The organism is Campylobacter concisus, assembly GCF_002913765.1.
Taxonomy (GTDB): domain Bacteria; phylum Campylobacterota; class Campylobacteria; order Campylobacterales; family Campylobacteraceae; genus Campylobacter_A; species Campylobacter_A concisus_BB.
Map to the genome: position 1 here is coordinate 45,429 of NZ_PPCH01000008.1, position 14,671 is coordinate 60,099.

General features: G+C 38.9%; 26 protein-coding genes. All 26 read right to left on the reverse strand.

Going from position 1 to position 14,671, the window contains the following annotated elements:
* Positions 1-2: 2 nt before the first annotated feature.
* The 26 genes from CYO89_RS02485 to rpsC all read right to left on the reverse strand — a co-directional run bounded on the left by CYO89_RS02485 (position 3) and on the right by rpsC (position 14,671).
* Positions 3-695: an ABC transporter ATP-binding protein gene (locus CYO89_RS02485; protein ID WP_103597029.1), complete on the reverse strand. Its 693-nt coding sequence runs from the start codon at positions 693-695 to the stop codon at positions 3-5.
* Entirely contained in the window at positions 692-1,441 is a 750-nt protein-coding gene (locus CYO89_RS02490; RefSeq protein ID WP_103597030.1) for an ABC transporter permease, read from the reverse strand. The genes CYO89_RS02485 and CYO89_RS02490 overlap by 4 nt, the downstream gene beginning before the upstream one ends.
* A complete protein-coding gene (locus CYO89_RS02495) occupies positions 1,438-2,049 on the reverse strand; it encodes a hypothetical protein (RefSeq protein ID WP_103597031.1) in 612 nt (203 codons plus the stop codon). Before CYO89_RS02495 ends, CYO89_RS02490 begins: the two co-directional genes overlap by 4 nt.
* A 103-nt stretch (positions 2,050-2,152) precedes the next feature.
* Complete coding sequence (locus CYO89_RS02500; RefSeq protein WP_103597032.1) at positions 2,153-3,127, reverse strand: hypothetical protein; 975 nt, start codon at positions 3,125-3,127, stop codon at positions 2,153-2,155.
* Between the two features lie 843 nt (positions 3,128-3,970).
* Positions 3,971-4,327 (reverse strand): 50S ribosomal protein L17, encoded by a 357-nt coding sequence (rplQ, locus tag CYO89_RS02505; RefSeq protein WP_002941584.1) that lies wholly within the window; start codon positions 4,325-4,327, stop codon positions 3,971-3,973.
* A gap of 11 nt (positions 4,328-4,338) precedes the next feature.
* Positions 4,339-5,355, reverse strand: a complete 1,017-nt coding sequence (locus CYO89_RS02510) for a DNA-directed RNA polymerase subunit alpha (protein ID WP_103597033.1) — start codon at positions 5,353-5,355, stop codon at positions 4,339-4,341.
* A gap of 14 nt (positions 5,356-5,369) precedes the next feature.
* Positions 5,370-5,996 carry a 30S ribosomal protein S4 gene (gene rpsD, locus CYO89_RS02515; RefSeq protein WP_002941501.1) on the reverse strand — a complete coding sequence of 209 codons (627 nt, stop codon included), beginning with the start codon at positions 5,994-5,996 and terminating at the stop codon, positions 5,370-5,372.
* Between the two features lie 25 nt (positions 5,997-6,021).
* Positions 6,022-6,414 (reverse strand): 30S ribosomal protein S11, encoded by a 393-nt coding sequence (gene rpsK / locus CYO89_RS02520; RefSeq protein ID WP_002941551.1) that lies wholly within the window; start codon positions 6,412-6,414, stop codon positions 6,022-6,024.
* A gap of 22 nt (positions 6,415-6,436) precedes the next feature.
* Positions 6,437-6,805 carry a 30S ribosomal protein S13 gene (gene rpsM, locus CYO89_RS02525; RefSeq protein ID WP_002941610.1) on the reverse strand — a complete coding sequence of 123 codons (369 nt, stop codon included), beginning with the start codon at positions 6,803-6,805 and terminating at the stop codon, positions 6,437-6,439.
* Between the two features lie 3 nt (positions 6,806-6,808).
* The gene (gene rpmJ, locus CYO89_RS02530; RefSeq protein ID WP_002941545.1) at positions 6,809-6,922 is read right to left on the reverse strand and encodes a 50S ribosomal protein L36; all 114 of its coding nucleotides are present in this window, start codon (positions 6,920-6,922) and stop codon (positions 6,809-6,811) included.
* 189 nt (positions 6,923-7,111) lie between these two features.
* A complete protein-coding gene (gene infA / locus CYO89_RS02535; RefSeq protein WP_002848031.1) occupies positions 7,112-7,330 on the reverse strand; it encodes a translation initiation factor IF-1 in 219 nt (72 codons plus the stop codon).
* Positions 7,331-7,364: 34 nt separating this feature from the next.
* Entirely contained in the window at positions 7,365-8,123 is a 759-nt protein-coding gene (map, locus tag CYO89_RS02540) for a type I methionyl aminopeptidase (RefSeq protein ID WP_103597034.1), read from the reverse strand.
* Position 8,124: 1 nt separating this feature from the next.
* Positions 8,125-9,387, reverse strand: coding sequence for a preprotein translocase subunit SecY (gene secY / locus CYO89_RS02545; protein ID WP_009295263.1), 1,263 nt, complete (start codon positions 9,385-9,387; stop codon positions 8,125-8,127).
* A complete protein-coding gene (rplO, locus tag CYO89_RS02550; protein WP_103597035.1) occupies positions 9,387-9,788 on the reverse strand; it encodes a 50S ribosomal protein L15 in 402 nt (133 codons plus the stop codon). Before rplO ends, secY begins: the two co-directional genes overlap by 1 nt.
* Before the next feature lie 15 nt (positions 9,789-9,803).
* Positions 9,804-10,247 (reverse strand): 30S ribosomal protein S5, encoded by a 444-nt coding sequence (gene rpsE / locus CYO89_RS02555; protein ID WP_002941646.1) that lies wholly within the window; start codon positions 10,245-10,247, stop codon positions 9,804-9,806.
* Positions 10,248-10,262: 15 nt separating this feature from the next.
* Complete coding sequence (gene rplR, locus CYO89_RS02560; RefSeq protein ID WP_002941658.1) at positions 10,263-10,619, reverse strand: 50S ribosomal protein L18; 357 nt, start codon at positions 10,617-10,619, stop codon at positions 10,263-10,265.
* A gap of 10 nt (positions 10,620-10,629) precedes the next feature.
* Positions 10,630-11,166, reverse strand: coding sequence for a 50S ribosomal protein L6 (rplF, locus tag CYO89_RS02565; RefSeq protein WP_002941606.1), 537 nt, complete (start codon positions 11,164-11,166; stop codon positions 10,630-10,632).
* Between the two features lie 197 nt (positions 11,167-11,363).
* The gene (rpsH, locus tag CYO89_RS02570; RefSeq protein WP_009295261.1) at positions 11,364-11,759 is read right to left on the reverse strand and encodes a 30S ribosomal protein S8; all 396 of its coding nucleotides are present in this window, start codon (positions 11,757-11,759) and stop codon (positions 11,364-11,366) included.
* A 9-nt stretch (positions 11,760-11,768) separates the two neighbouring features.
* The gene (locus tag CYO89_RS02575) at positions 11,769-11,954 is read right to left on the reverse strand and encodes a type Z 30S ribosomal protein S14 (protein WP_002941532.1); all 186 of its coding nucleotides are present in this window, start codon (positions 11,952-11,954) and stop codon (positions 11,769-11,771) included.
* Position 11,955: 1 nt separating this feature from the next.
* Positions 11,956-12,501 carry a 50S ribosomal protein L5 gene (rplE, locus tag CYO89_RS02580; RefSeq protein WP_002941643.1) on the reverse strand — a complete coding sequence of 182 codons (546 nt, stop codon included), beginning with the start codon at positions 12,499-12,501 and terminating at the stop codon, positions 11,956-11,958.
* Between the two features lie 5 nt (positions 12,502-12,506).
* Positions 12,507-12,743 carry a 50S ribosomal protein L24 gene (rplX, locus tag CYO89_RS02585; RefSeq protein ID WP_009295260.1) on the reverse strand — a complete coding sequence of 79 codons (237 nt, stop codon included), beginning with the start codon at positions 12,741-12,743 and terminating at the stop codon, positions 12,507-12,509.
* Positions 12,743-13,111 carry a 50S ribosomal protein L14 gene (gene rplN / locus CYO89_RS02590; RefSeq protein WP_002941516.1) on the reverse strand — a complete coding sequence of 123 codons (369 nt, stop codon included), beginning with the start codon at positions 13,109-13,111 and terminating at the stop codon, positions 12,743-12,745. Before rplN ends, rplX begins: the two co-directional genes overlap by 1 nt.
* Positions 13,111-13,362, reverse strand: a complete 252-nt coding sequence (rpsQ, locus tag CYO89_RS02595; RefSeq protein ID WP_002941511.1) for a 30S ribosomal protein S17 — start codon at positions 13,360-13,362, stop codon at positions 13,111-13,113. The genes rplN and rpsQ overlap by 1 nt, the downstream gene beginning before the upstream one ends.
* 1 nt (position 13,363) lies before the next feature.
* Positions 13,364-13,558, reverse strand: a complete 195-nt coding sequence (gene rpmC, locus CYO89_RS02600) for a 50S ribosomal protein L29 (RefSeq protein WP_002941625.1) — start codon at positions 13,556-13,558, stop codon at positions 13,364-13,366.
* Positions 13,545-13,970 carry a 50S ribosomal protein L16 gene (gene rplP / locus CYO89_RS02605; RefSeq protein WP_002941572.1) on the reverse strand — a complete coding sequence of 142 codons (426 nt, stop codon included), beginning with the start codon at positions 13,968-13,970 and terminating at the stop codon, positions 13,545-13,547. The genes rpmC and rplP overlap by 14 nt, the downstream gene beginning before the upstream one ends.
* Positions 13,971-13,972: 2 nt before the next feature.
* Positions 13,973-14,671: a 30S ribosomal protein S3 gene (gene rpsC, locus CYO89_RS02610; protein WP_002941650.1), complete on the reverse strand. Its 699-nt coding sequence runs from the start codon at positions 14,669-14,671 to the stop codon at positions 13,973-13,975.

Consider the following 14,671-nt stretch of genomic DNA (forward strand, 5'->3'; position numbering starts at 1 on the left):
GCCTAAATTTCACTCAAAATTTTGCGTTTTATCGCTATTAGCTCCTCGCTTAGCAGATCTCGTGGTCTTGCTAAATTTGATAGATCATAGTTTGACTTTATACCGCCTTTTTCAAGCAAGATGATCTCATCCGCCAAAAATAGCGCCTCGTCGATGTTGTGCGTGACAAAAATGATGGTTTTGCCAGCCTTTATCTTTAAAATTTCAGCCTGCATGCTAGCTCTAGTAAAGGCATCAAGTGCGGCAAATGGCTCGTCCATAAGGATCAAATTTGCCTCATACGCAAGCACCCTTGCAAGTGAAACGCGCGAGCTCATACCGCCAGAGAGCTGCGAAACTGCGGCAAATTTAAAGTCGCTAAGCCCTATCATCGATATAAGAGCGTCTATCTTTGCTGGCTCGATCTCCTGCTTTTTAAGCGCAAATACGATATTTTCATAGACGTTTAGAAAGGGCATAAGGCGGGCTTCTTGAAAGACAAAGCCGATCTTTGCTTGCTCTTTAAATTTTATCTCACCAAAGCTAATGCTCTCAAGGCCTGCAACAAGCCTTAAAAGCGTCGTTTTACCGCATCCACTTCTGCCAAGTATGACGGTGATCTTATCTTTTTTTACGTTTAAGCTTAGCTCTCTCAAAACGTCGATACGTTTTTCGCCTATAAAAAAATGCTTGGATAAATTTGAAATTTCTATCATTTTTCACCTCGCAAAAGGCTAAATTTCGCTATCAAAAGTAAAAATATCCTATCTATAAGCACGCCGCAAATGCCGATCGTAAAAATGCCGACAAATATCCTATCCGCGCGCGAAAGCTCCTCCGCGTCGAGTATGAGGTAGCCTAGCCCGCTTGAAGCCGCTATCATCTCAGCTCCTATGATCGCGCGCATGGCGTAGCCAAAGCCTATTCGCATGCCGACAAAGATATCTTTTAGCGCGCTTTTTATGATGATCTTGTAAAAAATTTCAAATTTACTAAAGCCAAAAATTTTACCAACCTCGATGAGCTTTATATCGCAGCTCGTTAGCCCTTTTTGGATGCTTAAAAACATCGGGAAAAACGAAGCTAGGATGATAATGATGATCTTTGGCGTCTCGTTTATACCAAACCAAAGCACCAAAATGGCGATCAAACTAAGCGGCGGGATATTTCTAAAAAACTCCAGTATCCACTCGTAATAAACGCTGATCTTTGGCAAAAGTGCCGCTATACCGCCAAGCACGAGTGCTAGGGCAAACGAGAGAGCATATCCTGCAAATATGCGCTTAAAGCTGATAATGGTGTGTGTGGCAAGCTCGCCGCTTAGGCTCATGCTATACATCGTCTTAAAGGTCGCAACGGGGCTTGGCAAGATATACGGCGTGAAAATTTCTAGCTTGCAAACGACCTGCCAGATGGCAAAGATCGCTAGGATCAAAATGCTCTTTTTAAAAATTTCCCTCACAGCCCATCTCCGTTGTGACAGCCGTTTTCGCAGTATAAAAGCTCGATAATCTGGTAGTTTTTAAGCTCGCTAAATTTATATGAAAGGGCATTTTCTATCTTCTCTTTGCTACCAAGGCTTAGAGTTTTTACGCCCAAATTTGTGAAAAATCCTGGCGGTACCGGACTTTGCTCGATACTACGCATCTTTAAATTTATAGCGTTTTGCTCCCTAAAGCTTCTCCATGTCAAAAATGTAGTTCGCTCCAAATTTAGCCCCCTGCCATGCTCTGCCAAGTCCTCACAAGGCGTCGTCACGTAAAGCCACTCATCCTCTTTTAGCTTTGAGCTAAGCTCAAGCGCGCTTTCTATCAAAATAGGGTTTAAATTTGAGATGAATACGGCCTGCTCTTTGAAATTTGCCCTGATGAAATTTACAGCCCTCGGACAGCGACTATCGTAAATAAGCTCACTTTGCGCAAGAGCGTTTTTGTATGCGTTTTTTACGCTTTTAACGTGGTCTTTTTCGCACTCTACTACGCTAAAGCCTTTATCTTGCAAAATTTCTTTAAGTGCGGCAAAGTCGTAGATATTTTTTACAACAGGATTTAACCAAACCACTTTTTTCATAAGAGCTCCCGTCAAATTTAAAAGCAAAATGTAATAATTAAAATCAAAATTGTATCACTTGAAAGTAAAAAGATGGCTTTGGAGGTTAAATTTATAAAAATGGCTAGACTTTTATGTCCAAATTTCGCTTTTTTTGGCTTTTCTCCATTAGCTTTAGTATATCTATGCCGTTTTTTTCAAGGCGCATTAGCTCCTTAAGGTAGGCAAATTTCTCATCTTTATTGATGTCGTAGGTCGCTAGTTTCTCGCTTCGGCCGATCACCGAAGCATAGACCTTGTTGCCGTCAAGTTTGTCGGTATTTTGCACATTGTAAAGCGACAGCACGCCCTCTATCACCTCTTTAAATTTCGCGCCGCTCTTCATGCCAGCCTTCATCAGCGTTAAAAATCTCTGCCTGCTCTCATCGTCAGTGAAATTTATGCTTTGCATTGTCTCATATTCGATCGGTGGCTTGTTCGTGCTAGTTAGCATTGAGATGGCCTTCTTACCTATCGTAATACTCTCCACGCCGACCCTCTCACCAAGATATTGCCTCAGCGCATAGTCCAGCCACCTATCCTTGAACTCCTCGACGCTCAGGTCCTTATCAAGTATCTCAAAGCCCTCCACGTGGCTTTTGCGGCCAAGTCCGAGCAAGGTGCCGCTATCATCTTTTGACGTGTACTCTTTCGCGAAGAGATCGACGTTTGTTGGATAGTATCCGATGATTGATTCGTAAAGTCTTCCAAAGCCAAGCGCCTCGGTCTGACTAACAAAGCTTTTAAGCTCGTTTATCTCCTCTTGACTCATTTGCTTGTCGTACCCCATGAGTTTGCCCCAGATGCTTATCTTGCCATTGGCAGCTATGCCTGTGAGTGAGTAGTCTTTAGCAAATTTTAGTGGCTCATCATCTTTGCTAAATTTGCTCTCGTTTGTGCGACTTAAATTTATCTGATTGGTGTTTTTGGCTAATTTTTGAGATGATAAATTTAAAGAATTTTCATCTGTGCTAGGCTTACTACGGCTAGCGCTTTGCTCTCTAATGTTTTGAAAGCCGCTATATAAATTTACATTAGCTCCGTTTACGCCACCTATCATCTCAAATCCTTTGTAAGATAGTTAAAACAAATATCGTCTCTTTTAGAGTAAAATTTAGAAATTTGTAGAGTTTGACTTGTAAATTTAGGCTGGTTGAAGCTGGCTAATTTTTAGATATTTTATTATTTTGCTATTTTTTGAAATTTATCTGCGCCATTTTTATTGCATTTGACCAATATATTTGGTTTTGGCTGTAAGTCATATATTTAGAGCAAATTTACACCATTTCTGCCCTCACAGCCACATTACCAAGCCCTTCTGCAACCTATCAAAGTGAGAGTTTTGCAGCTTTTTGGATTGTAAATTTGAAATTTGTTTTTTGAATAATTTAAATTTGAGATAGTTTGTCTGGATGATTTGCCCTGCTTTTTTGCATTTTAAATATATAGCCCTTAATCCTAAAACTACGCAAAATAGCTTATAAATTTGGCCCAGAAACACTCAAAATAAAAACAACCCGCCTAAAGCAAATATCACAAAAAATCAAAGAAGTAAAATTTAAAAACTACTAGATCTAAATTTAGAAATTTATGGTGTTAGCTTTGAAATTTAATAGATAAGTTTGATATAGAAATTTAAAACAACATTTTGGAGGCTTTGGCATAAATTAAAGAGTGTCTGTTTGCGTTTTTTGTGCTTTAAAACCGCTATAAATTTACTTAGGCCAGCTATTTTAACCTATCGCATCAGCTCATCTAAAAGCCACAAAAGCAAATTTATAATGCTCCGACTTGTAAATTCACTACAATACAGAATGAATAAAATTTAATACAAAAACTTTAAAAAATAAACGTAAAAAGATAAATTTAGAAAGATAAGAGAGCCAGATAGGCTCTCTGTGGATTATTCAGCTACTAGCTCTATATAAGCCATCTCAGCTGCGTCGCCTCTGCGAACACGAGTTTTGATGATTCTTGTATAGCCACCGTTGCGCTCTTTAAATTTTGGAGCTACTTCAGTAACTAGCTTATTTGTAGTCTCTTTGTCTTGCAATGAAGCAAATACTGCTCTGTGAGCGTTAGAGTCGCCCTTTCTAGCTCTTGTGATAAGCTTTTCAACATAGCTTCTAAGCTCTTTTGCTTTTGGTAAAGTCGTCTCTATCTTTTCGCTTTTGATGATAGCTATCGCTAAATTCTTAAGCAATGCAGATCTATGAGATGACGTTCTACCAAGTTTGCGATATCCGTGTTTATGTCTCATCTATTGTCCTTTTATTCTTTTGCACTCATTTGTGATTTTAGCTCGGTTATTTTCTTTCTGAGTTGCTCTTTGCTATCTTTTAACACATCGACACCAACTGGATAGCCTATCTCTTCCATAACCGCTTTTATCTCTTCAAGAGATTTTTTACCTAAATTTTTAAGCTCTTTAAGCTCATTTTCGTCCATCAACGCAAGCTCACCGATAAATCTAATATCGGCTTTGTCAAGGCAGTTAAAACTTCTAGCGCTTAAATTTAGATCTTCTACACTAGAAAGTAGCTTTGAAAACTCGCCACTTGCGCTTGAACTAGCAACTGGGGCGCTAACGTCAATATCTAAAATTCCTTTAAATACTGACATTTGTTGATACATAGCTTCTAAACAATTTTTAAAAGCCTCTACTGGACCAACTTGACCATCTGTTGTTATCGTAAATATGATCTTCTCGTAGTCTGGGTCGTCTTCAACCAAGACGTTTTGTATCTCATAAACTGCTTTTTTAACAGGTGTAAAGAAAGCATCTAGCGCGATATACTCGTCTTCGATCTCTTCTCTGATCTCTTCACTAGGAACATATCCGATACCTTTTTGGATGATAACTGAGAAATTTAACTCAGCATCTTCGTTGATGGTTGCAAGATATGCGTCTGGATTAACGATCTCAACTAGGTCGTTATTTAGGTCAGCTCCAGTTATCTCTTTTGGTCCTTTAAAGCTATACTCTATAACTTCACGCTCGCTGCCGCTTTTTAATTTAAATCTGATCTTCTTCAAATTTATAATAAAAAATGCCACGTCTTCAAGCATGCCGCGCATACTATCAAATTCGTGACTAACGCCTTTTATCTTTACGCCGATAGGAGCAAAGCCTACCGTACTTGTGTAAAGAAGACGGCGTAGTGGGTGAGCCAAAGTAACAGCATAACCTGCTTCAAAAGGATATGCTGTAATGTTAGCGACATTTTCGCTAACACTTTTAACTTCTATTTCAGTTGGCATATAAGCTGATGTAGTAATCTTTCTCATCTTTATACCCTCTATTATTTTGAGTAAAGCTCTACTATAAATCTTTCCTCAACAGGAATGATAACCTCTTCTCTTTCTGGATTTCTAGTGAAAATTCCAAATTTTTTCTCTTTTTCCACATCTACCCAAGCAACGATGCCAGTTTGAGCTGTAAGATCGATCGCGCGAACGATTTGTGGATTGTTTTTAGATTTCTCAGCAACTTCTACTTTAGAGCCTGGCTCCACTCTATAAGATGGGATATCCACTCTCTTGCCATTTACCAAAATATGTCCGTGAGTTACAAGCTGGCGAGCAAAACGACGAGTCGTTGCAAAGCCCATTCTATAAACAACATTGTCTAATCTCTGCTCTAGTAGTTGAACCAAAAGAGCACCAGTGTTGCCCTCGCGGCGTGCTGCTTCTTGGAACAATCTTCTAAATTGTTTCTCTGAAACGCCATACATAAATTTAGCTTTTTGCTTCTCGCGAAGTTGTAAGCCATATTCGCTTATTTTTGCTCTTCTTTGTCCATGTTGTCCTGGTGCATAAGGTCTTTTTTCTAAAGCACTTTTACCAGCAAGTCTTCTTTCGCCTTTTAACGCAAGAGACACACCAAGACGTCTTTCTAATTTTTCAACAGGTCCTGTATATCTAGCCATAATAATTTCTCCTAATTTTCTCTAATTATACGCGGCGGCGTTTTGGCGGTCTGCAACCATTGTGTGGTAAAGGTGTGATATCTTTGAAGAAAGTTACTTTTATGCCTTCAACACCACCTACACTCTTCACAGCCGTTTCACGTCCGCTACCTGGACCTTGAACCTTGATGCCAACTTCTTTAATGCCGTGTTCTTTTGCTTTATTTAAAGCATCTTCTACAGCTTGTTGAGCTGCATAAGGAGTTGATTTTTTACTACCCTTAAAGCCTAAGCCACCCGCACTACTCCATGCAATAGCATTTCCCATTTCATCAGTTACAGTTACCATAGTGTTGTTAAATGTTGCACTGATATAAACGATACCTTTGGCTATGCTTTTTCTAACTACTTTTTTCTTAACAATTTTTCTTTTCGCCATTTATTATCCTTTAACCCTTGCCTTACTTAGTAGCCGCACCGACAGTTTTACGTCTGCCTTTTCTGGTTCTAGCATTAGTTTTAGTCTTTTGACCACGAACAGGAAGACCCTTTCTGTGGCGAAGACCTCTATAACTTCCAAGATCCATAAGAGCTTTGATATCCATAGCAACTTGTTTTCTCAAATCACCCTCAACGATATGGTGCTCTTGAATTTCTTTACGGATAGCTGCTGCTTCGTCTTCGCTAAGCTCGTAAACTCTCTTGTCGTAAGAAATTCCAGCTGCGTCAAGGATTTGACGAGATTTATAAAGACCTATACCATAGATATAAGTCAAACCATACTCTATTCTCTTTTTGTTTGGTAAATCTACACCTGCAATACGTGCCATGCCTTATCCTTGTCTTTGTTTATGTTTTGGATTTTCGCAGATAACACGAATTATGCCACTACGTTTGACAATTTTACATTTGTCACACATCTTCTTTACAGAAGGACGAACTTTCATTTTAGTCTCCTAAAAATTTATTCCACTTTTTTAGGGGCTGCATCAGGTCTAAAGAAATAATTTAAACCAACTATTTTCAAAATAAGTGGGGAACTTTGAAAATAATTCTTCATACAGCTTTTCGCAAAGCTTGGATTTTACCCAAAACCAGCTTTAAATTTACTTAGCATATTTGCCACAAAATCAAATTTACTTATATCTATAAGTGATCCTGCCCTTGTCTAGGCTATATGGCGTAAGTTCTACTTTTACGCGGTCGCCAGGCATTATCTTTATATAATGCATTCTCATCTTACCGGCGATATGACATAAAATTATATGTTTGTTGTCAAGCTCAACTTTAAAAGTTGCATTTGGCAGTGCTTCAACAACATTTCCATCAATCTCAATGACATCATCTTTTGCCACAAACTCTCCTTTCTTTAAATTTTTGCTATAAAATTTACGCTTGGCTTAAAATTTCGACTTTGCCATTAACTATCGCCATGCAATGCTCATAATGGCTAGTTCTCAAACCATCTTTTGAGGTTACTTTCCAGTTATCGCTTCCTAAAACTGGCGTGCCATCTTTTTGGCAAATCATCGGCTCTATACAAAAAACCATTCCCTCTTTTATCTTTGGTCCAGCTTTTGGATTGTTTCCTTCAAGATAGTTTGGAATTTCTGGCTCTTCATGTGGCCTTTTGCCTATGCCATGACCGCAATATCCGCGCAAAGGTACATAGCCTCTGCCTAGTATAAATTTCTCAAGCTCGTAGCTAATCTCTTTAAAGTGCATACCAGCTCTTATAAAATCTATCGCAAAATATAGCGCGTCTTTTGAGCAAGCGATCAAAGCCTCGTCTTCTTTTGAAATTTTACCAACTCCAAACGTCCTAGCTGAATCGCCAAAATAACCATCTAAATTTGAACCAATATCTACACTAACGATATCGCCCTCTTTTAGCTTGTATTCATTTGGAATTCCGTGGATCACCACTTCATTGACGCTTATGCAAGCTGCATTTGGAAAGCCATAAAGCCCTTTAAAGGCAGGTTTTGCTCCAGCGGCTCTTATCATATCTTCGCAAATTTTATCTATCTCAAGAAGTGAAATTCCAGGTTTTATGATCGTAGAAACGTGATCAAGTGTTCGAGCGACGATCTTGTTCGCCGCTCTCATTTTCTCTATCTCAGCTGGTCTTTTTAGCGTGATAGCCATTTTATAGACCTACCGCACTTAGAGTTTGGTATTTATTTGTATAAGACTGGGCTTCTATACGTCTCATCGTATCAAGTGCTACTGAAACCACAATAAGAACTGATGTACCGCCAAAATAAAATGGTACGCCCATAGTCTTTACAAGTACCCAAGGTAATGTTGAAATGATACCCAAGTACAAAGCTCCACCTAAAGTTAGCCTGCCAGCTACTTCATTTAGATAGCTAGCTGTACTCTCGCCTGGTCTAACACCTGGGATAAATCCGCCTTGTTTTTTCAAATTTTCACTTATATCTTTTGTGTTAAACACGATAGATGCGTAGAAAAACGCAAAAAAGATGATAAATAAAAATGTTAAAACATTAAACATATAGCCATTTGGACTTAAAAAGTCGTTGATAGCCTGGATTACTGGATTTGTGCTAGCCTGCAAAATAGTGCTTGGAAACATCAAAATCGCACTAGCAAATATCGGTGGGATAACGCCACTTAAATTTACTTTGATCGGTATATAGTTCATTATACGCTTGTTTTGATTTTCCATTATCACTTTTCTTGAGTAAGAAATAGGTATACGTCTTTCGCCCATCTCGACAAAGATAATAGCACCGATGGTCGCTAAAATGATCACCAAAATAGCGATGACTGTTAGGAAATTCATCTCAGAAGTATTTACCAAATTTACAGTTCCGCCAATCGCACTAGGTATGCCAGAGACGATGCCTGCAAAGATGATAAGACTTATACCATTGCCTATACCGCGCTGCGTGATCTGCTCACCTATCCACATAAGTAGCATAGTGCCAGTTAGCATAGATACAGCAGAGATCGCGATAAATAAATTCATATCTATCATGATAGCTTGCTCGCCACCACGACCGCTTAAGCTTTGAAGTCCGATAGAGACGCCGATTGATTGTACAAGAGTGATAACGATAGTTGCATAACGTATGATTTGCATATATTTTTGCATACCGTCGCGCTCTTTTTTCATCTGACCTAACTTTGGAAATGTCGCTGCTAGAAGCTCCATGATGATCGAAGCTGTGATGTAAGGCATAATGCCTAGAGATATGATACTTAAACGCTCAGCGGCCTTACCACTAAACATATTAAATAGACCCAAGGCGTTGCTATTGTTTGAATTGAAAAATTCTTTAATTACGTCGACATTAACACCAGGAACTGGCACATAAGCCAGTATCCTGTATGCGAACAAAAATGCCAACGTGATTAAAATCTTGTTGGTCAGTGTTTTATCCATTATTTTGTTCCGCTAACGCTAACGTTCTCGTCTTTGATCTTTGAAGCAAGAGCTTTTGCGCTTGCACCGATTAGTTTTATCTTAGTAACGCTCTTTGAAATTTTATGAACGCTAGCTATTGTTGCTATTGAAATTTCCGCAAGCTCTTTTATAGCTGCGATCTTTTCAATGTTGATAACATAAGGTTTTTCAAATTTAGAAGCAAAGCCTACTTTTGGAAGACGTCTTTGAAGTGGTTGTTGTCCGCCCTCAAAGCCTCTTTTTTCATTGTAGCCTTTTCTTGCTCTTTGACCTTTGTTGCCTTTGCCAGCAGTTTTGCCATTGCCACTGCCTTGACCACGACCTATTCTTTTAGTTGCATGAGTTGAACCTGCAGCAGGTGTTAATTTTTCTAATGCCATCTTAACTCCTTTCTCTTAGCTTTTTAGCAAACTAAGTGCTTTTATAGTAGCACGAACGACGTTTGCTGAGTTGTTTGAGCCAAGTGATTTAGTAAGGATATCCTTAATACCTGCAAGCTCGATAATAGGACGCGCACTACCACCAGCAATAACACCAGTACCTTCGCTAGCTGGACGAAGTAGCATTCTACTTGCGTTGTATTTTACCTCTACGTCGTGAGGGATAGTTGTGCCCTTGATCTTAACGTGGATAATATTTTTAAATGCGTCGTCAATCGCTTTTCTCATCGCATCTGGCACCTCTTTAGCTTTGCCATATCCAAAGCCAACTAGGCCATTTCTATTACCAACAACAACTAAAGCTGTAAATCTAAATCTACGACCACCTTTAACAACCTTTGTAACCCGACCGATATCGACGATTACTTCTTCAAATTCTTCTCTATTATATTTTTCCATCGATTTTCCTTTGGGTTATAGCTTGATGCCATTTTCTCTTAAAGCTTCAGCAAATGCTGCGATAACGCCATGGTATAGATAACCATTTCTATCAAAAATTGCAACATCTATCTTCTTAGCTTTCAAAGCCTTAGCAAATTCTTTAGCTAAAGTGACCGCACCTTCTTTATTTGCTTTTATGCCTATTTTTCTACCATCAACTGCAGCTAGTGTAGTAGCTGTAACGTCGTCAATCGCTTGAACATAAAGAGTTCTGTTTGATTTGAAAATAGAAACTCTTGGGCAAGTTGCAACACCAGAAATTTTACCTCTGATTCTTCTTTTTCTCTTAATTCTAAGAGCGATTTTTCTTTTTAGTACTTTTGCTGTCATTTACCGCCCCTTACTTCTTAGATGTCTTGCCCGCTTTGCGGATGATACGTTCTTCTAGATATTTAACGCCCTTGCCTTTATATGGCTCAGGTGGTCTAAATCCTCTAACTTGAGCAGCCACTTGGCCTACTACTTGTTTGTCGTCACCTTTGATAGTAATAACGTTTTTATCAACGCTAGCTTCAACGCCTGCTGGTAGCTCATAGTTGATAAGGTGTGAAAAACCAAGAGAAAGCTCTAAAATTTTACCTTTTGCAGCTGCTTTGTAACCAACACCGTTGATCTCAAGCTGGCGAGTAAAGCCATGAGTGATACCAGTTACGATGTTGTTAGCAAGTGCTCTATATGTTCCCCAGTAAGCTCTGCTTTGGCGATCTTCGCCCTTTGGAGCAAAAACTATATGACCATTTTCTATCTTGACATCAACGTGACCTTTTGTGTCAAGCTCTTTTAAGTGATTGCCCTTTTTAAATTTTAGGACATTATTTTCAACGCTAACGTCTACACCACTTGGGATAGCGATAGGCTGTTTTCCAATACGTGACATTTTTTTCCTTTACTTGTCTAGGGTGTTCCTACATTTACGAATAAACACCACAATGCCGTAAATTTGATCGTCAAATTTGACGAAACCTTCATTTGAATTTCTAAATTTAGCTTTGGCGAAATATAAAATTTCACCTAGCTAAAAAGAAATTTTAACCTTAAGCTATAAGGTTAGAATAGCGCTTTTAACGCAGTTTATTACCAAACTGTGCAAAGAACCTCGCCGCCAACGCCAGCTTTACTTGCCTCAATACCGCTCATAACGCCTTTGCTTGTGCTAACGATAACTGTTCCGTAACCATTTTTAAAACGCTTAATGTCGTCTTTACCTTGATAAACGCGGCGACCAGGTTTTGAAACCCTTTTAAGCTCGTTTATAACGCTTCTGCCGTACTCATCATACTTTAAAACTACGTTTATAAATTTCTTGTTACCTTCTTCGATAACGTTGTAGCTCTCTACATAGCCTTTTGCTGCAAGGATAGAAAGAGTAGCCTCAACAACCTTAGAATGAAGCAATTTCGCAGTCTCAAGTCTTCTCATACTTGCATTTCTAATGCGTGTTAATCCATCTGATATTAAATCGTTCAACATTTCTCTTCCTTACCAACTTGCTTTTTTAAGACCAGGTATTAGGCCTTCGTTAGCCATTTTTCTTAGGCAAACACGGCAAATTCCAAAATCTTTATAAACAGAGTGCGGACGACCGCAAATTTGGCATCTAGTATAGCCGCGAACCGCAAATTTTGGCTTGCGTGCAGCTTTTGCTATCATTGATTTCTTTGCCATTTTACTTTCCTTTTGCAAACGGCACACCAAATAGCTCTAGCAATTTGAATGCCTCTTTATCATTTTTAGCCGTAGTAGCAATCGTAATATTCATACCATGAGTTCGTAAAATTTTATCATACTCAACCTCTGGAAACATTAGCTGCTCGCTAAGACCGAAGTTATAGTTTCCACGTCCATCAAAGCCATTTTTTGGAAGACCACGGAAGTCTTTAACTCTTGGAAGAGCAACGCTGATTAGCTTATCTAAGAAAGCATACATTTGCTCTTTTCTCAAAGTTACTTTAATACCAACAGGGAAACCTTCGCGAACTTTAAAGCCAGCAACTGATTTTTTAGCATCAGTGATAACTGCTTTTTGTCCAGCGATAAGTGAAATGGTATCAGCCATATTTTGAAGCACTTTCTGATCTTTCGCAGAGTCTCCAGCACCTACACTGATCACAATTTTCTCGAGCGCAGGGATAAGCATTGGATTTTTGATGTCAAATTCTTTTACGAGAGCTGGCTTGATAGTTTCGTTAAATTTATCTTTTAATCTACTCATATCTCTTATCCTTCAACTTTCGCGACATTTGATATGTCAATTGGCATCTCTTTATTTACGTGACCACCATTTGGAGTTTTTTCGCTTGGTTTGATAGCTTTTTTAGCTACTTTGCATCCCTCAACTATAACCTGACCTTTTTTTGCAAGGACTGCTAAAATTTTACCAGTTTTGCCTTTATCGTCACCAGCGATAATCTTTACAGTATCGCCTTTTTTGACTTTAAATTTTACATTAGCCATTATAAAACCTCCGGAGCTAGCGAAACAATCTTCATAAAGTTAGCATATCTAACTTCACGTCCAACTGGTCCAAAAATACGAGTGCCGACTGGCTCTTTTTTGCTATCAAGTATAACAGCTGCGTTCTCGTCGAAGCGGATTAGCGAACCATTATCTCTTTGAACCTCTCTTTTAGTTCTTACAACAACAGCTTTTACAACCTGTCCTTTTTTGATCTTACCATTTGGAAGAGCTTTTTTAACAGAGCAAACTATGATATCGCCAAGTGTAGCGTATCTTCTTTTGCTGCCGCCAAGAACTTTTATACACATTAACTCTTTTGCGCCGCTGTTATCAGCAACTGCAAGTCTTGTAAAACTTTGAATCATTACTCAACTCCCTTTGCCAATACAGCTTTTAAGCGAAAATTCTTGCGAGCTGAAAGTGGTCTGCACTCAACTGCAACAACTGTATCGCCTGCTCTTGTCTCATTTTTCTCATCATGAACTAAATACTTTTTAAAGCGTTTTACAAATTTATGGTATCTTGGGTGCATAACGCGTCTTTCTACCAAAATAGTAGCTGTCTTATCTCCAGCTTTTTGTAAAACAACACCTTGAATTTCTCTTTTTAATGCCATTTTACGCCCCTTGTCTTGTTGCACTAATTGCAGTGTTGATCTGAGCTATCTCTTTGCGAACAGCACTAATCTCATTAGGGTTGCTTAACTGCATAGTTTTTAGCTTTTGTCTTAAAGTAAATAAAAGCACCTTTTTCTCTTTTAGCAACGCGTTTAATTCTGCAACGCTCTTATCTTTTAACTCAGTATATTTCATTTTCACTCTCTCGCGTTACAAATTTTGATTTGAATGGAAGTTTGTGTAGAGCCAAAGTTAAAGCTTCACGAGCCAACTCTTCGTCAACACCAGCCATTTCAAATATTATACGACCAGGTTTGATGTTCATAACCCACTCTTCAACTCCTGCCTTACCTTTACCCATACGAGTTTGTAGAGGTTTTTTAGTAAGTGGCTTGTCAGGGAAAACCCTAATCCAAATTTTAGCCTGTCTCTTTACGTGACGAGTTAGAGCTTGACGAGCAGCTTCTATTTGGCGTGAATTTACTCTACCAGCCTCAACAGCTTTAAGTGCAAATTCGCCAGTTGCTAAAGATGCTCCGCGAGTCGCATAACCACGGTTGCGACCTTTCATTTGCTTACGAAATTTCGTTCTTTTAGGCATCAACATAATTATTTACCTCTTCTTGCTCTACGTGTTTTCTTAGGCGCCTCTTCTTCAGTTTTCTCAGGTTGAACACCTTTTTGAAGAACCTCACCTTTAAAAATCCATACTTTAATACCTATGTTTCCATAAGTTGTATGAGCCTCAGCTACACCGTAATCTATCTTTGCTCTAAGAGTATGAAGCGGAACACGACCTTCTAGATACCACTCGGTTCTTGCCATCTCAGCGCCACCTAAACGACCAGCAACTGAAATTTTAATACCTTTAGCGCCTGATTTTTGAGCGCCTTGGATAACTTTTTTCATAGCACGTCTAAATGCGACACGCTTTTCAAGTTGCATAGCTACGTTTTCAGCAGCAAGTTGAGCTGAAGCTTGAGCTTTTCTTTCTTCTTTGATATTTACATTTACTTCTTTGCCGATAAGTTTGCTAACTTCGTTCTTTAGGTTTTCAACATCTTGGCCTTTTTTGCCGATGATGATACCAGGACGAGCTGCAACTACAGTTACACGAAGTTTTTTAGCCGTTCTTTCGATTAAAATTTGGCTAATTCCTGCATAGTAAAGTTTTTTCTTTAAAAATGCACGAATTTTGTAATCTTCACCGATATTTTCAGGAAGACTTTGTTTGGTTGGAAACCATCTAGATTCCCAGTTGCGGTTAATTCCTAGTCTAAGACCTATTGGATTTACTTTTTGTCCCAT